Source organism: Patulibacter brassicae (genome assembly GCF_033949425.1).
In the GTDB taxonomy this organism is placed as follows: domain Bacteria; phylum Actinomycetota; class Thermoleophilia; order Solirubrobacterales; family Solirubrobacteraceae; genus Patulibacter; species Patulibacter brassicae.
The window spans coordinates 203,484-216,609 of record NZ_JAXAVX010000005.1 but is presented as its reverse complement, the minus strand read 5'-3'; the positions used below and the strand labels follow the sequence as shown (position 1 = coordinate 216,609).

The 13,126-nt window shown below is 73.6% G+C and carries 17 protein-coding genes; 10 read left to right on the top strand and 7 right to left on the bottom strand.

Going from position 1 to position 13,126, the window contains the following annotated elements; genetic code table 11:
* Positions 1–15: 15 nt before the first annotated feature.
* Both SK069_RS12130 and SK069_RS12125 read left to right on the top strand, forming a co-directional pair.
* The gene (locus tag SK069_RS12130; protein WP_319954500.1) at positions 16–1,158 is read left to right on the top strand and encodes a zinc-binding dehydrogenase; all 1,143 of its coding nucleotides are present in this window, start codon (positions 16–18) and stop codon (positions 1,156–1,158) included.
* A 168-nt stretch (positions 1,159–1,326) separates the two neighbouring features.
* On the top strand, positions 1,327–2,373 hold the full coding sequence (locus SK069_RS12125) for a hypothetical protein (protein ID WP_319954499.1): 1,047 nt from the start codon (positions 1,327–1,329) through the stop codon (positions 2,371–2,373).
* Here the strand turns inward: SK069_RS12125 and SK069_RS12120 are convergent.
* Both SK069_RS12120 and SK069_RS12115 read right to left on the bottom strand, forming a co-directional pair.
* On the bottom strand, positions 2,345–3,049 hold the full coding sequence (locus SK069_RS12120; protein ID WP_319954498.1) for a trimeric intracellular cation channel family protein: 705 nt from the start codon (positions 3,047–3,049) through the stop codon (positions 2,345–2,347). The two genes, SK069_RS12125 and SK069_RS12120, sit on opposite strands and share 29 nt — an antisense overlap.
* A 42-nt stretch (positions 3,050–3,091) precedes the next feature.
* A complete protein-coding gene (locus SK069_RS12115; RefSeq protein ID WP_319954497.1) occupies positions 3,092–3,286 on the bottom strand; it encodes a hypothetical protein in 195 nt (64 codons plus the stop codon).
* A gap of 254 nt (positions 3,287–3,540) precedes the next feature.
* Here SK069_RS12115 and SK069_RS12110 point away from each other — a divergent pair, with 254 nt between their 5' ends.
* Together SK069_RS12110 and SK069_RS12105 are read left to right on the top strand one after the other, a co-directional pair.
* The gene (locus tag SK069_RS12110) at positions 3,541–4,755 is read left to right on the top strand and encodes an oxygenase MpaB family protein (protein WP_319954496.1); all 1,215 of its coding nucleotides are present in this window, start codon (positions 3,541–3,543) and stop codon (positions 4,753–4,755) included.
* Between the two features lie 151 nt (positions 4,756–4,906).
* Positions 4,907–5,302, top strand: coding sequence for a RidA family protein (locus SK069_RS12105; protein WP_319954495.1), 396 nt, complete (start codon positions 4,907–4,909; stop codon positions 5,300–5,302).
* A 46-nt stretch (positions 5,303–5,348) separates the two neighbouring features.
* Here the strand turns inward: SK069_RS12105 and SK069_RS12100 are convergent, their stop codons facing one another.
* The gene (locus SK069_RS12100; protein ID WP_319954494.1) at positions 5,349–6,257 is read right to left on the bottom strand and encodes a LysR family transcriptional regulator; all 909 of its coding nucleotides are present in this window, start codon (positions 6,255–6,257) and stop codon (positions 5,349–5,351) included.
* An 85-nt stretch (positions 6,258–6,342) separates the two neighbouring features.
* On the opposite strand from SK069_RS12100, the gene SK069_RS12095 reads away from it, so the two are divergent.
* Together SK069_RS12095 and SK069_RS12090 are read left to right on the top strand one after the other, a co-directional pair.
* Positions 6,343–6,852 (top strand): HPP family protein, encoded by a 510-nt coding sequence (locus SK069_RS12095; protein ID WP_319954493.1) that lies wholly within the window; start codon positions 6,343–6,345, stop codon positions 6,850–6,852.
* A gap of 43 nt (positions 6,853–6,895) precedes the next feature.
* Positions 6,896–7,648 (top strand): hemerythrin domain-containing protein, encoded by a 753-nt coding sequence (locus SK069_RS12090; RefSeq protein WP_319954492.1) that lies wholly within the window; start codon positions 6,896–6,898, stop codon positions 7,646–7,648.
* A gap of 27 nt (positions 7,649–7,675) precedes the next feature.
* Here the strand turns inward: SK069_RS12090 and SK069_RS12085 are convergent, their stop codons facing one another.
* Complete coding sequence (locus SK069_RS12085) at positions 7,676–7,888, bottom strand: hypothetical protein (protein WP_319954491.1); 213 nt, start codon at positions 7,886–7,888, stop codon at positions 7,676–7,678.
* Positions 7,889–8,009: 121 nt separating this feature from the next.
* Between SK069_RS12085 and SK069_RS12080 the strand changes: the two genes are divergently transcribed.
* Positions 8,010–8,444, top strand: coding sequence for a hypothetical protein (locus SK069_RS12080; RefSeq protein WP_319954490.1), 435 nt, complete (start codon positions 8,010–8,012; stop codon positions 8,442–8,444).
* A 95-nt stretch (positions 8,445–8,539) separates the two neighbouring features.
* Here SK069_RS12080 and SK069_RS12075 read toward each other — a convergent pair whose 3' ends face one another.
* From SK069_RS12075 to SK069_RS12065, 3 genes are all read right to left on the bottom strand, one after another.
* A complete protein-coding gene (locus SK069_RS12075; RefSeq protein WP_319954489.1) occupies positions 8,540–8,941 on the bottom strand; it encodes a GlcG/HbpS family heme-binding protein in 402 nt (133 codons plus the stop codon).
* Between the two features lie 199 nt (positions 8,942–9,140).
* Positions 9,141–9,791 (bottom strand): sigma-70 family RNA polymerase sigma factor, encoded by a 651-nt coding sequence (locus SK069_RS12070; RefSeq protein ID WP_319954488.1) that lies wholly within the window; start codon positions 9,789–9,791, stop codon positions 9,141–9,143.
* A gap of 133 nt (positions 9,792–9,924) precedes the next feature.
* Positions 9,925–10,230: a putative quinol monooxygenase gene (locus SK069_RS12065; RefSeq protein ID WP_319954487.1), complete on the bottom strand. Its 306-nt coding sequence runs from the start codon at positions 10,228–10,230 to the stop codon at positions 9,925–9,927.
* An 83-nt stretch (positions 10,231–10,313) separates the two neighbouring features.
* Between SK069_RS12065 and SK069_RS12060 the strand changes: the two genes are divergently transcribed.
* From SK069_RS12060 to SK069_RS12050, 3 genes are all read left to right on the top strand, one after another.
* Complete coding sequence (locus SK069_RS12060) at positions 10,314–11,252, top strand: GlxA family transcriptional regulator (protein WP_319954486.1); 939 nt, start codon at positions 10,314–10,316, stop codon at positions 11,250–11,252.
* Positions 11,253–11,375: 123 nt separating this feature from the next.
* Positions 11,376–12,515 (top strand): glutathione-independent formaldehyde dehydrogenase, encoded by a 1,140-nt coding sequence (locus tag SK069_RS12055; RefSeq protein WP_319954485.1) that lies wholly within the window; start codon positions 11,376–11,378, stop codon positions 12,513–12,515.
* A 31-nt stretch (positions 12,516–12,546) separates the two neighbouring features.
* Positions 12,547–13,125 carry a type 1 glutamine amidotransferase domain-containing protein gene (locus SK069_RS12050; RefSeq protein ID WP_319954484.1) on the top strand — a complete coding sequence of 193 codons (579 nt, stop codon included), beginning with the start codon at positions 12,547–12,549 and terminating at the stop codon, positions 13,123–13,125.
* The last annotated feature ends 1 nt before the right edge of the window (position 13,126 follow it).

Here is a 13,126-nt window from a genome sequence, read left to right as displayed (position 1 = left end):
CGCTACGGTCGCTGGATGAGCACGTCCGTGCCGTCCAGCGGCCGCGTGGTGCGGTCGACGATCACCGCCGACGGGGAGCTGCGGGTCGCGATCGCCGAGGAGGCGGTGCCGGTGCCCGGCGACGGCGAGGTCCTCGTCGCCGTCTCGGCGTCGCCGGTGAACCCCTCGGACCTCGGCGTGCTGCTCGGGCCCGCCGACCCGTCCAGCGTCCGACTCGAGCGCGACGGCCGGGAGCTGCGCGCCGCGCTCGACCCGCGGGTGCTGCCCCACGTGCGCGAGCGCCTCGGCCTGGCGCTCCGCCTGGGCAACGAGGGCACGGGCACCGTCGTGGCCTGCGGCCCGGGCGCCGAGGAGCTGCAGGGCCGGCGGGTCGCCGCCCTCGCCGGGGGCATGTGGGCGGACTTCCGCGTGGTGCGGGCCGCCGACGTCGCGATCCTCCCCGACGAGGTGCGCGACGAGGACGCCGCCGCGATGCACGTCAACCCGCTCACCGCCCTGGCGATGGTCGAGACGATGCGCGCCGAGGGGCACACGGCCCTCGTGCACACCGCCGCCGCGTCGAGCCTCGGGCAGATGCTCGTGCGGATCTGCCTCGCCGACGGCGTCGAGCTCGTGAACGTCGTGCGCAGCCCGGCCCAGGCGACGCTGCTGCGCGATCTCGGCGCCACCCACGTCGTCGACTCGTCGGCCGACGGCTTCGACGCCGCCCTCACGGCGGCGGTCGCCGAGACGGGGGCCACGCTCGCCTTCGACGCCGTCGGCGGCGGCCGGCTCGCCAGCCGGATCCTCGGCGCGATGGAGCGCGCCGCCCGCGACCGCCTCGACCAGCCGTGGTCGCCGTACGGCACCGACGTGCCGAAGCAGGTCTACGTCTACGGCAGCCTCGACCGCTCGCCGACCGAGATCCACCGCGCGATCGGCATGACGTGGAGCGTCGGCGGCTTCCTCCTCATGCGCGCGCTGCAGCGCCTGGGTCCCGCGGCCGCCGGGGCGATGCGCGCCCGCGTCCTGGCCGAGCTCGGCACGACCTTCCGCACGGAGTACGACACGTCGATCCCGCTCGGCGCGCTGCTGGACCCCGAGCAGCTGGCCGCCTCGGCGCGGACCGGGACGGGCGGCAAGCGGCTCGTGGCGCCGGGGCTGGACCGCGCCGGCTGACGGCCCGACCGAGCGGGTCCACGCGGGACCGGGCCGGCCGGGTCCCCTGGACGCGTGGCCGAGGGGCGTCGTCCGATCCTGGTCCTGAGGCGTCGCGCGTGCGCCGCGCGGTGTGCGACGCTCCGCCGCGCACGCCCGTCCGCGCTCCCGACGACCTCCGCGATCGCCATGCCCCGCTCAGCCGCTCCCGTCCGTCCCGCGACCCGCCGGCGCGCCCTGCGCGGCGCCGTCCCGGCGCTCGTCGTCCTGGCCGCCGGCGTCGCTGCCGCGCCCGCCGGGGCGACGACCTGGGGCCTCGCCGACCAGAAGGCGACGACGTTCGCGCAGCCGGCGTTCGGGGAGCTGCGCGCAGCGGGCCTCTCCACCGCGCGCTACGTCGTGCGCTACGACGCGCTGCGCTACCGCGACTCGCCGACGCTCGGCTACCACGCGGCCCTGCTGGACGCCTGGCTCACCGCGGCGCGGGCGGCCGGCGTCCGGCCGCTCGTGACGTTCTGGGTGACGGCGTCGGGCTCGCGGTCCCTGCGCAACGCGGTGTCGACGACGCGGTTCGTGCAGGACGTCCGCCGCTTCCGCGCGACGTACCCGTGGGTCCGCGACTTCTCGCTCTTCAACGAGCCGAACCTCACCGGCCCGTTCCGGGGCAAGCCGGAGGCGCTGGGCCGGCTCTACCGCGCGGTGAAGCGCGAGCTCGCGTCGTGCTCGGGCTGCACGCTGCTCGGCGGCGACATCCACCTGACGTCGGGTCGCGAGGCGGGCGCCTACGCGCTGCGCGTGCGACGCGCCGCCGGCCGGTCGATCCCCGCCTGGGGCCTGAACAACTACAACGACGTCAACGACGGCAAGGCGACCGAGACCGGGCGCTTCCTGCGCTCGTCGGCGGTGAGGCGATCGAAGGTCTGGATCACGGAGTCCGGCGGCGTCTACAGCCGCAAGGCGTCGTCGGAGCGCAGCAACCCGTTCCTCGCCCAGCGGCGCAAGGCCTCCGGCGACGTGGCGCGCGAGCGGTACCAGTACGACGCGACGCGCTTCCTCCACACGATCGCGAAGCGCTACGCGAGCCGGATCCAGCGGATCTACGTCTACCAGCTGCAGTCCGAGCCGAACCCGGCGTGGACGCCGGGCACCCGCAACGGCTCCTGGGACTCCGGCCTGCTGGACCCGCGGGGCCAGAAGCGCCGCTCGTTCACCTACCTGCTCGACGACGTCCTGTAGGCGGCGCGGGGGCGAACGGCTTCGTGCTGAGCCCCCGGTGGATCGCGAGCCACCGCAGGACGACCGTGGCGGCCATCGCGGCGGCGACCGCGAACGGCACGCTGCCGATCAGCTCGTCGACGGCGACGTACGCGGCGCTGCCGGCCACGGCGGCCCACGCGTAGATCGGTCCCGGGCCCAGGACGTGCGGACGCTGCCCGCTGAGGACGTCGCAGGCGATGCCCCCGGTGGTCGCCGCGACGACCCCGACGGTCGCCGACGCCACCGGTCCCAGACCGGCGTCCAGCGCCTTGGACGCACCCACGATCGCGAACAGCCCGAGGGCGAACGCGTCGACGACCTCCAGCAGCCGGTCGACGCGCGCGAGGGCGTGCCCGACGAGCGCGACGGCGAGTCCCGCCCCGATCGCCGTCGGCAGGTACGCGGCGTCGGCGAGCGCCACGGGCGGCTGGTCGAGCAGCACGTCGCGCACGACGCCGCCGCCGAGCCCGCCGACGATCGCCAGGCCCAGCACCCCGGTGATGTCGAGCGCGCGCCGCAGCGCGAGGAGCGCGCCGAACACCGCGCCGGCCGCGACGGCCGCCAGGTCGAGCCCGAGCGGCACGGTCACCGACGAGGCCAGCGCCGCGGAGAGGCGGTCGGCGAGGACGAGGGCCGCTGGCGGCGTCGGGACCACGCACGGGACAGTAGGGAGCCGTCCCGGAACGCGGCGCGGGGCTCAGCCCTGCGCGCGGTGCCGGCGCATGCGCAGCACCTCGTCGACCTGCCGATCGACGCCGAGGGCGTGCCGAGCGCGGATCGCCCGTGCCTTCGCCGTGCCGCGCGCCTGCGCGACCTGCGGTCCTTCCCACCACGACCGATCGGTCCGGTGCTCCACCGGGCGGACCCCGGTCTGCTGGTTGGTGGCACCCATCGGTGCCCCCTCTCTGGCCAGGACCCGTGACAGGTCGGCCGTTCGCTCTGGTCCCGCGCGCGTTGCGGCGCGCAGGTGGACGCCCCACTCTACGGATCGGCGGGCGACGCCGCGCCGGTCCAGGCCACCGACCGGGGCTCCATCGGGACGCGGGCCCCTCCCTGCGGCGGGTGATGCAAAGAGACAACATGTTACCCGTTGTCTCGTGTACGGTCGTCCGCGGAGAGGTCGGCGACGTCGGAGGACGGTGCACCGTGGGATCGATCAGCAGGCGACAGCTGCTCAAGGCGGGTGGCGCGATGGGGGCGCTCGGCGTCGTGGGCGCCGCGGCGCCGACGTGGGCATGGTCGGCGACGCAGTCCGTCGCGGGACTCGGAGGCCAGACGCCGCCGTGGGAGGTGTGGGACCCGGAGGCCGACCCCGTCGTGGCGGCCGTCATCGAGCGAGGCGAGACCGCGCGGGTGAACGCGCTGCTGCGCGGCTGGACCCGCAATGGCCAGGCGCTGCCGGCCGGACTGCCCGCCGACCTGCACGCGTTCCTCGAGCAGGCGCGCCGTCTGCCCGAGTGGACCGACACGCGCAAGCTCGCCGCGGCGGTGGCGTTCAACGAGCGCCGCGGGACGTACCTCGGCGTCTCCTACGGGTTCGTCAGCGGGATGATGAGCACCGTCATCCCGCACGAGGCGCGCGCGGTCTACTCCTCCAAGGGCGGCGCGGACATGAAGCGCCGCATCTCCCGCACCGCGAAGTTCGGCTACGACATCGGGGCGCGCAACGCGTTCCGTCCCGACGGGTCGATGGTCGTCACCGCGGTGAAGACGCGCCTCGCGCACGCCGGCGTCCGGCACCTGCTGCCACGGTCGGCGCACTGGAGCGCGACGGCGGACGAGCGGATCCCGATCAGCCAGCGCGACGTGCTCGTCACGTGGCACAGCCTGCCGACGTCGGTCATGCGCGCGATGAAGGCCTGGGGCGTGCGCATCTCGGGCGCCGAGGCCGACGCGTTCCTGCACTCCTGGCAGGTGGCGGCGCACCTGCTCGGCGTGCGCGACGAGTACATCCCGGCGACGTGGGCGGCGGCCAACGCGCAGGCGCCGCAGATCCTCGACCCGGTCCTCGCGCCGACGCCCGAGGGCATCGAGCTCGCACGGATCCTCGTGAACCTCGCCGCCGAGGTCGACGGCGGCGCGCTCTCCCGGCCGCTGCTGCAGTCGATGACCCGCCACTTCCTCGGCGACCGGATCGCCGACTGGCTGCAGCTGCCGCGCAACCCCGCGCTGGACGGCGGCCTCGCGGCGAGCTGGCCGGCGTTCGTCGGCCTGAAGGAGGCGGGCCTGCTGCTGCCCGGCAGCGACCACCTCTCCTGGGCCTTCGACGAGGTCCTGCGCCTGGGTGCCCTCTGGTACCTCGGCGACGGGCAGGAGCTCCACATCGAGATCCCGGATCGGAACAACCCGAACCGCGACTGATCGCGCAGGTCGGCGTCCTCCCACGCGAGCCGTGCCCGACCGCTGCGCGGCCCGCGGCCGCCGCGCAGCACGGCACCATGAGCAGCGTCGTTGCGTCGATCGCGTCCCGATCCGGCGCTGCGGCGCGACCGCCCCGACCGCAGGAGCCCCGATGTCCGACCGCCGTCCGATCACCGCCCCCGACGCCCCCGCCGCGATCGGCCCGTACGTCCACGCGATCGCCGCCCGCGGGCTGCTGTTCGTGTCCGGGCAGATCCCGCTCGATCCCAGGACCGGCGAGGTCGTCGGCACGACCGCTGCCGGGCAGGCGCGCCAGGCGCTGGAGAACCTGCAGGCCGTCGTGCGGGCCGCCGGGGGCGCGCTGACGGACGTCGTGCGGGCCACGGTCTACCTCACCGACATGGGGACGTTCGCCGAGGTCAACGAGGTCTACGCGGAGTACTTCGGCGAGGACTCGCCGGCGCGGGCGGCGGTCGGCGTCGCGGCGCTGCCGAAGGGCGCGCTCGTCGAGGTCGACGCGATCGTCGCGCTGCCCGACGGCGCCTGAGCCCGGACGCGCGCCGCTCGCCGCGCCCCCGACGGCGCCAAGGGGGCTACGGCGAGGGGTCGAGGTCGTCCGCGTCGCGTCCGGCGAGCGACGTCAGGAGCGCCCGGACCACCGGCGTCGCCTGCCCCGACGCGGGCGTCGCCAGCGCGATCGTCGGCGCGAGCGACGGCCCGACGATCTCGCGGGCGCGCAGCGCGCCGGGGCCGTGCGGCGCCAGCAGCCACGGATGGCCGATGATCGTCGGCCAGCCCTGGCGCACGAACTCCAGGAGCGACGCGAACGAGTCGGTCTCCACCCGCGGGCGGACGACCGCCCCGGCCTGCTCGAGCGCGTCGTCGACGATCGCCCGGTGCTGCATCTCCGGCACGAGCAGGCACAGCTCGTGCTCGGCCACCGCCCGCCAGTCGATCGTCGTCTCGCCGAGCGGGTCGGGCGGGGCGTCGGCCGCCTCGGCGAACAGCAGGCGCTCCCGGTACAGCGGCCGGTAGGCGAGGCCGCCGCGCGGGCGGTCGCCGTAGAGCAGCGCGGCGTCGAGCTCGCGCCGCAGGACCTGCGCGGAGAGGACGTCGGTCGGCGCCGTGTGGATCCGGACCCGGACGCCGGGGTGCTCCCGCAGCAACGGCGCGGTGAGCCTCGCGACGGCGGTGACCGCCGTCGGGACGGTGCCGAGGCGCAGCGTCGCGGTCAGGCGGCCCTGGAGCGCGGAGGCGGCGCTCCGCACGTCCTCGACGCCCCGCACCACGAGGCGGGCCCGGTCGACGAGGGCGGCACCGGCGTCGGTCAGGCCGACGGTGCCGCCCGTGCCCCGCTCGACGAGCCGCGTCCCGAGCTCGGCCTCCAGTCGCCGCAGCGCCATCGAGAGCGCCGGCTGCGAGACGTGGCACGCGGCGGCCGCGCGCCCGAAATGGCCCTCCCGCGCGACCGCGACGAAGAACTCGAGGTGCCGGACGTTCACGGGCGCTGATCGATGCAGCTTATGAGCACATCACCGATTGATAGTTGATCGTGCGTCCCGCCGTCGGCACGCTTCCTCGCCGTTCATGCCGCTCCTCGACGTCCCAGCGCCCCTCGTCCCGTACCTGCGGATGGCCGTCGGCGTGTTCTGCAGCGCCGTGCTCATCGCCGCGATGGGGCGGGTGCTGGACATGCCGCTGCTCATGGCGCCGTTCCTCGCGACCGCGGCGCTGAAGCACTCCGCGCCCCATCTGCCGGGCGTGGCGCCGCGGCGGGTGGTCGGCGGGCACGTCGTCGGCGCGGTGGCGGGCGTGGCGGTCGGCAACCTCCTCGGGGTCGGCGCCCTGGCGATGGCGCTCGCCGCCGCCGGCGCGGCCGTCGCCATGATGCGCCTCGACGTCCTGCACGCGCCGGGCGTCGCCACCGCGGCGGTCGCGATCCAGTACCACGGCCAGATCTGGTTCCCGCTCGCCGTCGTCCTGGCCGGCGCCGCGACCCTCGTGGCCACGACGATGCTCCTCACGCCGCTCCTGCACGGCCATCGCTATCCGGTGCCGCGGCCCCGGCGGGGCGAGCCCGTCGCGGCGACCTCCTGACCGGCGCGGATGAGGCGCGCGGGGCGCGGGTAGCCCCCGCGGCATGCCGACGCGGATCGACGACCTCCCCCTGCGCTCGGTCGCCGAGCAGTCCGACGCCGAGCTGGGCGGTCCGGGCAGCGTCCTCGTGCGCCAGCGCCGCGACCACGAGAAGCTCGACCGCCTGGTCCGGCGGGTCGAGGCGACGACGGGCGATGCCCAGGACGAGGCGCTCGAGGACCTCTGCCGCCTCGTCTTCCCGCACGCGTTCGCGGAGGAGGCGGTGCTCTGGCCCGCGGCGCGCCGGGCGCTCCCGGACGGCGAGGCGCTGACCGTCGAGGTCGAGCGCGAGCACCAGGAGATCAACGAGATCGTGGCCGCCGTCGACCGCAGCCGCCGCGGCGACGCGGGTCGCGAGGAGCTCGTCCGCCGCGCGATCGCCCTGCTGCGCGAGGACGTCCGCGACGAGGAGGACGAGCTCTTCCCGCGGCTCCAGCGGGCGCTGACGCCCGCCGAGCTGCGCCGGCTCGGGCGCGCGTGGGGGCTCGTGCGCAGGATCGCCCCGACGCACGCCCATCCCGTCGTCGCGCGCCGGCCGCCGGGCAACGTCCTGTCGGCGCTGCCGCTCTCGGCGCTCGACCGCACCCGGGACGTCGTGGACCGCGGCGTCCGCCACAGCCCGGCGCCGGTGGCCGCCGCCGGCCGCCGGCTGAGCGGCGCCCTGGCGGGCCTCGCCGGGCTCGTCGAGCAGCTGCCGCCGATGCGCCGCGGCGAGGACCCGAGCACGACCTCGGGCCGGACCGAGCTGGAGCGCTGAGGCGCGCCGACGCGCTCTCCCCGGCGGTCACCGGGCGTTCGGCGTGCGCAGCCAGCGCTCCGCGCGGTCCACGGCGCGGCCCTGCGGCCCGAAGGCGAACAGCGCCGGCAGCACGACCGGCCCCGCGACGACCGCCGCGACGAGGGCCACCGGCCGCGACGCCCCGAGCCCGGCGGCGATCCCGAACGTCAGCGCCGCGCCGACGATCGCGAGCGTCCCGCGGATGGAGAAGAGGCCCATGACGTCCCGCTACCCGTCGCCCGGAACGCGAGACGTCCGGGCCTTCGGTCGCACGGCCGAGCCGATCCGTGGAACCCCCTCGACGTCGCGCGTCGTCGGACGCGGCCTCTACGGTGCTCGCGTGACGTCCGGCGACAGCGTGGTCCTCCTCCACGACGGCCCGCGGGTCTGGCTATCGCAGGGCGATGACGGGTGCCTGCGAGCCTTCCGTCGTCCGCTGCCGCACGCCGACGACCCCACGGACCCGGACGACGACTGGGAGCGCGTCTTCTGGTTCCTCCCCGACGAGATCCTGATCCCGGTCCGCGCGACCTGGGCGGTCGCGGTGCTCGAGGCGGGATCCGGCGGTCGGCCCGTGCGCGTCTCCTCGTTCCACACCGAGCTGCCGAGCGCGGTGCCGCGCGCCGGCGGACCACTGGGCCGGGTCGTCGAGGCCCGGCTCGGTCGGGTGCGGGAGTACGCCGCGGAAGGGCGGGTCGGCGACCCGGAGACGCTCGTCGCGCTCTTCGCCGTCGCGCACGACCGCGCCACGGGCGGCCGCCTGTCGGGATCCTGACCGGCGGCGGATGCGACGGTCAGTCAAGTAGCGGGATGTGGTGTACCTCGCTGATCACGTCACGAAGGACGGGGGCCGGCCCGCACCATTAGGGTTCAGAGCGCTGCTGCTCCTGCTGCTGCGACCTGCTGGTCCTGGTCGACGAGTCCGCCGCTGACGCCGATGGCCCCGATGATCTGTCCGTCCTGGGTCAACGGGATGCCGCCGGGAAAGGCGATGATGTTGCCCGGGTCGCTGGCCTCGAGGCCGTAGAGCGGCTGATCCGGCTGGACCATCGGCTGCAGGTCGGCGGTGGGCATGTCGAACGCGCGGGCGGTGTAGGCCTTGGCCTGGCTGATCGCGATCGATCCGATCCACGCACCGTCCTGACGGTGAAACGCGGTCAGGTTCCCGCCGGCGTCGACGACGGCGATGTTCATCGGCACACCGATCCGCTCGGCCTCGGCACTGGCGGCCTCGATCAGCCGGTGGGCGCTCTTCAGGGTGATGGTGCTCATGGGTGCTCCATTCGTTCGAACGTCTTGTGGTTGCGGCGCAACAGCAGCTCATGCGTCGAGTCGGTGCTGGGCTGCCCGGTCGTGATTCGCGGGTCGATGACGCGTTCCGGTCGTCGCGTGTGCAGTTTTTGGGGGGTGATCGGATGGATCCGTCCGGTCACTTCGGCGTTGGTGGCCGCGAGGTCGTCGGCTCTGGCGGTCAGTCCGTCTTGTGGCCGCGGCTGTACTCGGCCATCCGGGCCAGCGCGGCCTTCAGGATTCGGGAGACCTGCATCTGCGAGACGCCGATCCGCTCGGCGATCTCGCGCTGCAACAGCTCGTCACGAAATGCCCAACGCACGATCCGTCGGTCGCGTTCGCTGATGCCTCGCATCGCTCGGTCGATCACGTCGAGGTCGTCGACTCGAGCGAAACCCGGGTCAACAGCTCCGTGTGCCGCAAATGGCTCGGCGCCCTCCGTTGCGGGGTGGTCCAACGACAGCGCTCGGTAGTTGCGGCCCGCAGCCTTTGCGTCTTCGACCTCGTCGGTGGTGACGTCCAGCATCAGCGCCAGGTCGTCGACGGTGGCCTCGTGGCCGGTCTCCTGGAGGGTCTCCGTGCGGGCGCGCTGGAGGCGCGCGTCGAGCTCCTGCACCGCACGCGGCACGTGCACGGCCCATGTGCGGTCGCGGAAGTGCTTGCGGATCTCGCCCTGGATGTTCGGGACCGCGTAGCTGACGAACCGACCGCCGCGTCCGCGGTCGTAGCGCTCGATCGCGTTGGTGAGACCGACCAGACCGGCCTGCGTGAGGTCCTCGGGGTCCTGGCCGCATCCTGCGTAGCGGTGGGCGACCGAGCGCACCAGCGGCATGCAAGCGCTCCACCAGCCGCTCCCGCGCCTGCAGATCTCCGTCGGCCCGGTAACGACGCAAGCAGATCAGCGTCGACCTGCTCCCGCCGTGACACCGAGCGAGAGGACGGCACCGCTCGCTCGGTGCGGGTGGTCATACGGCCTTGCCGGCCACGAGCGTCGTGGGCACCGGGGTCGGCTGCTCGGCCAGGAGGTCGCCGCCGGTGCCGAGGATCAGCTCGGCGGCGGCGCCGTTCAGGTGCGCGTTGCGGGCGTCCTCGTCGTCGAAGAGGTCGACGAGGTAGAAGACGGTGGGGTCCTGCTCGGCGCGCAGCGTCAGCCACGGCCGGGTGCCGGGCTCCGCCTCGACGTGCTCCAGCGCGCGGACGAGGATGTCGTTGAACTGGTCGGCGGTGTCGGGCTTGGTCTTGAACTGGATGACGAGTCCGGGACGGGTCATAAGAGTGCTCCTTCGCGTTGTGAAACCTCACGTTCCCACTTCCGCTCCTCCTCGATGCGACGCGTCTCGTATCGTTTGCGCCAATGCATGTCGGCGTCGTCGCGATCCCCGGGACCTTCGACTCGGCGTTCACGAGCGTCCTCGACATCCTGCGGGTCGCCGAGACGCTGCGCCGATCGGTGGACCCCGACATCCCGCCGGTCCGGACGACCGTCGTCGGGCTGCGCTCGTCAGTGCGGACCGCCGGTCGCCTCATCGTCGAGGCCGACCGCGCCGTCGACGACGGCCTGGGCGACTACGACGTCCTCGTCGTCCCCGCGCTGGGGGCGCTCTCGGCGTCGGCGGTGGAGGACGCGCTGGCACTGCCGGAGGTCCGCGAGCTCCGCGCCGCGTTGCACGACAGCCCCGACGCCGGACTGCCACGCCTGGCGGGCGCGTGCACCGGGACGTTCCTGCTCGCCGAATCCGGCCGGCTCGACGGCGCCACGGCGGCTACGAGCTGGTGGCTCAACGAGACGTTCCGGGGCCGCTATCCGCGGGTCGACCTGGACACCACGCGCATGGTCGTCCGTAGCGGCAACGCCCTCACTGCGGGAGCCGCGTTCGCACACATCGATCTGGCGATCAGCCTCGTCTCCGAGGTCTCCGAGCGACTCGCCGAGACCGTGGCCCACCGCCTCCTCATCGACGAGCGCCCCACCCGATCGATCCACGCCCTCCACGGGCACCTCGCCGCCACCGACGCGCTGGTCACGCGACTCGAGGACGAGGTCCGGCGCCGCATCAGTGAGGACCTCTCCGTGTCCGACCTCGCCGACACGCTCAACGTCACCCGACGCACGCTGGAGCGCCACGTGCGCCAGAGGACTGGGGCGACTCCCAACCAGCTCATCCGCCGTCTCCGTGCCGAGCGTGCACGACACCTGCGCCGCACCACCGACCTGACGATGGACCAGATCGCCCCGCGCGTCGGCTACGCCAACGCCACCACTCTCGGCCGACTTCTCGCCAGCACCGCCTGAACCGAAGCGCCCCGACACCGGACGAGGGCCTCGCACTGCGGGTACGCGGTCCGTCAGGTTCGATTCCACGCATCCGCTCTCCGGGGCCGGGTACAGGTAGGACCCGCCACCAAGAAGCACCCCATGAAGGCTTTGGTCTACAACGGTCCCCACGACGTCTCGATCAACGAGGTCCCCGACGCGAAGATCGAGCGTCCCAACGACGTCGTCATCAAGCTCACGACGACGAACATCTGCGGGTCGGACCTGCACATGTACGAGGGCCGCACGGACCTCGAGCCCGGCAAGGTCCTCGGCCACGAGAACATGGGCGAGATCGTCGAGGTCGGCGACGGCGTCGAGACCCTGCAGGTCGGCCAGCGCGTCGTCCTGCCGTTCAACATCGGCTGCGGCTTCTGCAAGAACTGCGAGGCCGGCAAGACGGGCTACTGCCTGACCGCCGACCCCGGTGTCGCCGGCGCGGCGTTCGGCTTCGCGGGCATGGGCCCCTACAACGGCGGCCAGGCCGAGTACCTGCGCGTGCCGTTCGCGGACTTCAACTGCCTGCGGCTGCCGGAGGGCGCGCAGGAGAAGGAGCTCGACTACGTGATGCTCTCGGACATCTTCCCCACGGGCTGGCACGCGACCGAGCTCGCGGGCCTGCAGCCGGGTGAGTCGATCGTCGTCTACGGCGGCGGCCCTGTCGGCCTGATGGCCGTGCACTCCGCCGTCATCAAGGGCGCCTCGAAGGTCATGCTGGTCGACTTCCACGACGACCGCCTCGCGCTCGGCGAGCAGCTCGGCGCGATCCCGATCGACCCGCGCAAGGGCGACGTCGTCGAGCAGATCCTCGAAGAGACCCGCGGCGAGGGCGCGGACCGCGGTGCCGAGTGCGTCGGCTACCAGTGCCACGACCACCACGGCACCGAGATTCCGAACCTGACGATGAATCAGCTCGTCGCGGCCGTCCGCCCGACCGGCGGCATCGGCGTCGTCGGGCTGTTCCTGCCCGAAGATCCGGGCGCCAAGGACGACATGGCCAAGAACGGTCAGATCGCCTTCGACTACGGCAACTTCTGGTTCAAGGGCCAGCACGTCGCCAACGGCCAGGCCAACGTCAAGCACTACAACCGCCGGCTGCGCGACCTCATCACCGAAGGCAAGGCCAAGCCGTCGCAGATCGTCTCGCACGAGCTCTCGCTGGACGAGGCCCCCGACGCCTACAAGGCGTTCGACGAGCGGCAGGACGGCTGGACGAAGGTCGTGCTGCACCCCACCGCCTGACCCCCACCCTCGACGAGAGCGAGAGAGACCGATGAGCAACGACCTGCAGGGCAAGAAGATCGCGATCATCGCCGCCGACGGCGTCGAGCAGGTCGAGCTGGAGGAGCCGCGCGACGCCGTGCAGGCCGCCGGTGCGAGCACCGAGCTGCTGTCGATCGACACCGGCGAGATCCAGGCGATGAACGGCGACATCAACAAGAGCGACACCTTCCCGGTCGACAAGAAGATCACCGACGCCGACGTCGCGGACTACGCCGGGCTGCTCCTGCCCGGCGGTGTCGTCAACCCCGACAACCTCCGCGTCAACGCCGACGTGATCGCGTTCATCCAGGCGTTCTTCAAGACCGGCAAGCCGGTCGGGGTGATCTGCCACGGCCCGTGGACGTTGGTGGAGGCCGACCTCGTGAAGGGCCGGACGATCACGTCCTTCCCGAGCATCCGCACCGACATCGAGAACGCCGGCGGCACCTGGGTCGACGAAGAGGTCGTGACCGACCAAGGACTCGTCTCGAGCCGCAACCCCGACGACCTGCCGGCATTCTGCGCCAAGATCGTCGAGGAGTTCGCCGAAGGCAGGCACGACGTGGCCGCGGCCGGCGCGACCGCCTGAC

Coding starts and splice junctions, on each gene's coding strand:
- SK069_RS12130 (WP_319954500.1), top strand. CDS start 16: ATGAGCACGTCCGTGCCGTCCAGCGGCCGCGTGGTGCGGTCGACGATC.
- SK069_RS12125 (WP_319954499.1), top strand. CDS start 1,327: ATGCCCCGCTCAGCCGCTCCCGTCCGTCCCGCGACCCGCCGGCGCGCC.
- SK069_RS12115 (WP_319954497.1), bottom strand. CDS start 3,286: ATGGGTGCCACCAACCAGCAGACCGGGGTCCGCCCGGTGGAGCACCGG.
- SK069_RS12105 (WP_319954495.1), top strand. CDS start 4,907: ATGTCCGACCGCCGTCCGATCACCGCCCCCGACGCCCCCGCCGCGATC.
- SK069_RS12095 (WP_319954493.1), top strand. CDS start 6,343: ATGCCGCTCCTCGACGTCCCAGCGCCCCTCGTCCCGTACCTGCGGATG.
- SK069_RS12090 (WP_319954492.1), top strand. CDS start 6,896: ATGCCGACGCGGATCGACGACCTCCCCCTGCGCTCGGTCGCCGAGCAG.
- SK069_RS12085 (WP_319954491.1), bottom strand. CDS start 7,888: ATGGGCCTCTTCTCCATCCGCGGGACGCTCGCGATCGTCGGCGCGGCG.
- SK069_RS12075 (WP_319954489.1), bottom strand. CDS start 8,941: ATGAGCACCATCACCCTGAAGAGCGCCCACCGGCTGATCGAGGCCGCC.
- SK069_RS12070 (WP_319954488.1), bottom strand. CDS start 9,791: ATGCCGCTGGTGCGCTCGGTCGCCCACCGCTACGCAGGATGCGGCCAG.
- SK069_RS12065 (WP_319954487.1), bottom strand. CDS start 10,230: ATGACCCGTCCCGGACTCGTCATCCAGTTCAAGACCAAGCCCGACACC.
- SK069_RS12060 (WP_319954486.1), top strand. CDS start 10,314: ATGCATGTCGGCGTCGTCGCGATCCCCGGGACCTTCGACTCGGCGTTC.
- SK069_RS12055 (WP_319954485.1), top strand. CDS start 11,376: ATGAAGGCTTTGGTCTACAACGGTCCCCACGACGTCTCGATCAACGAG.
- SK069_RS12050 (WP_319954484.1), top strand. CDS start 12,547: ATGAGCAACGACCTGCAGGGCAAGAAGATCGCGATCATCGCCGCCGAC.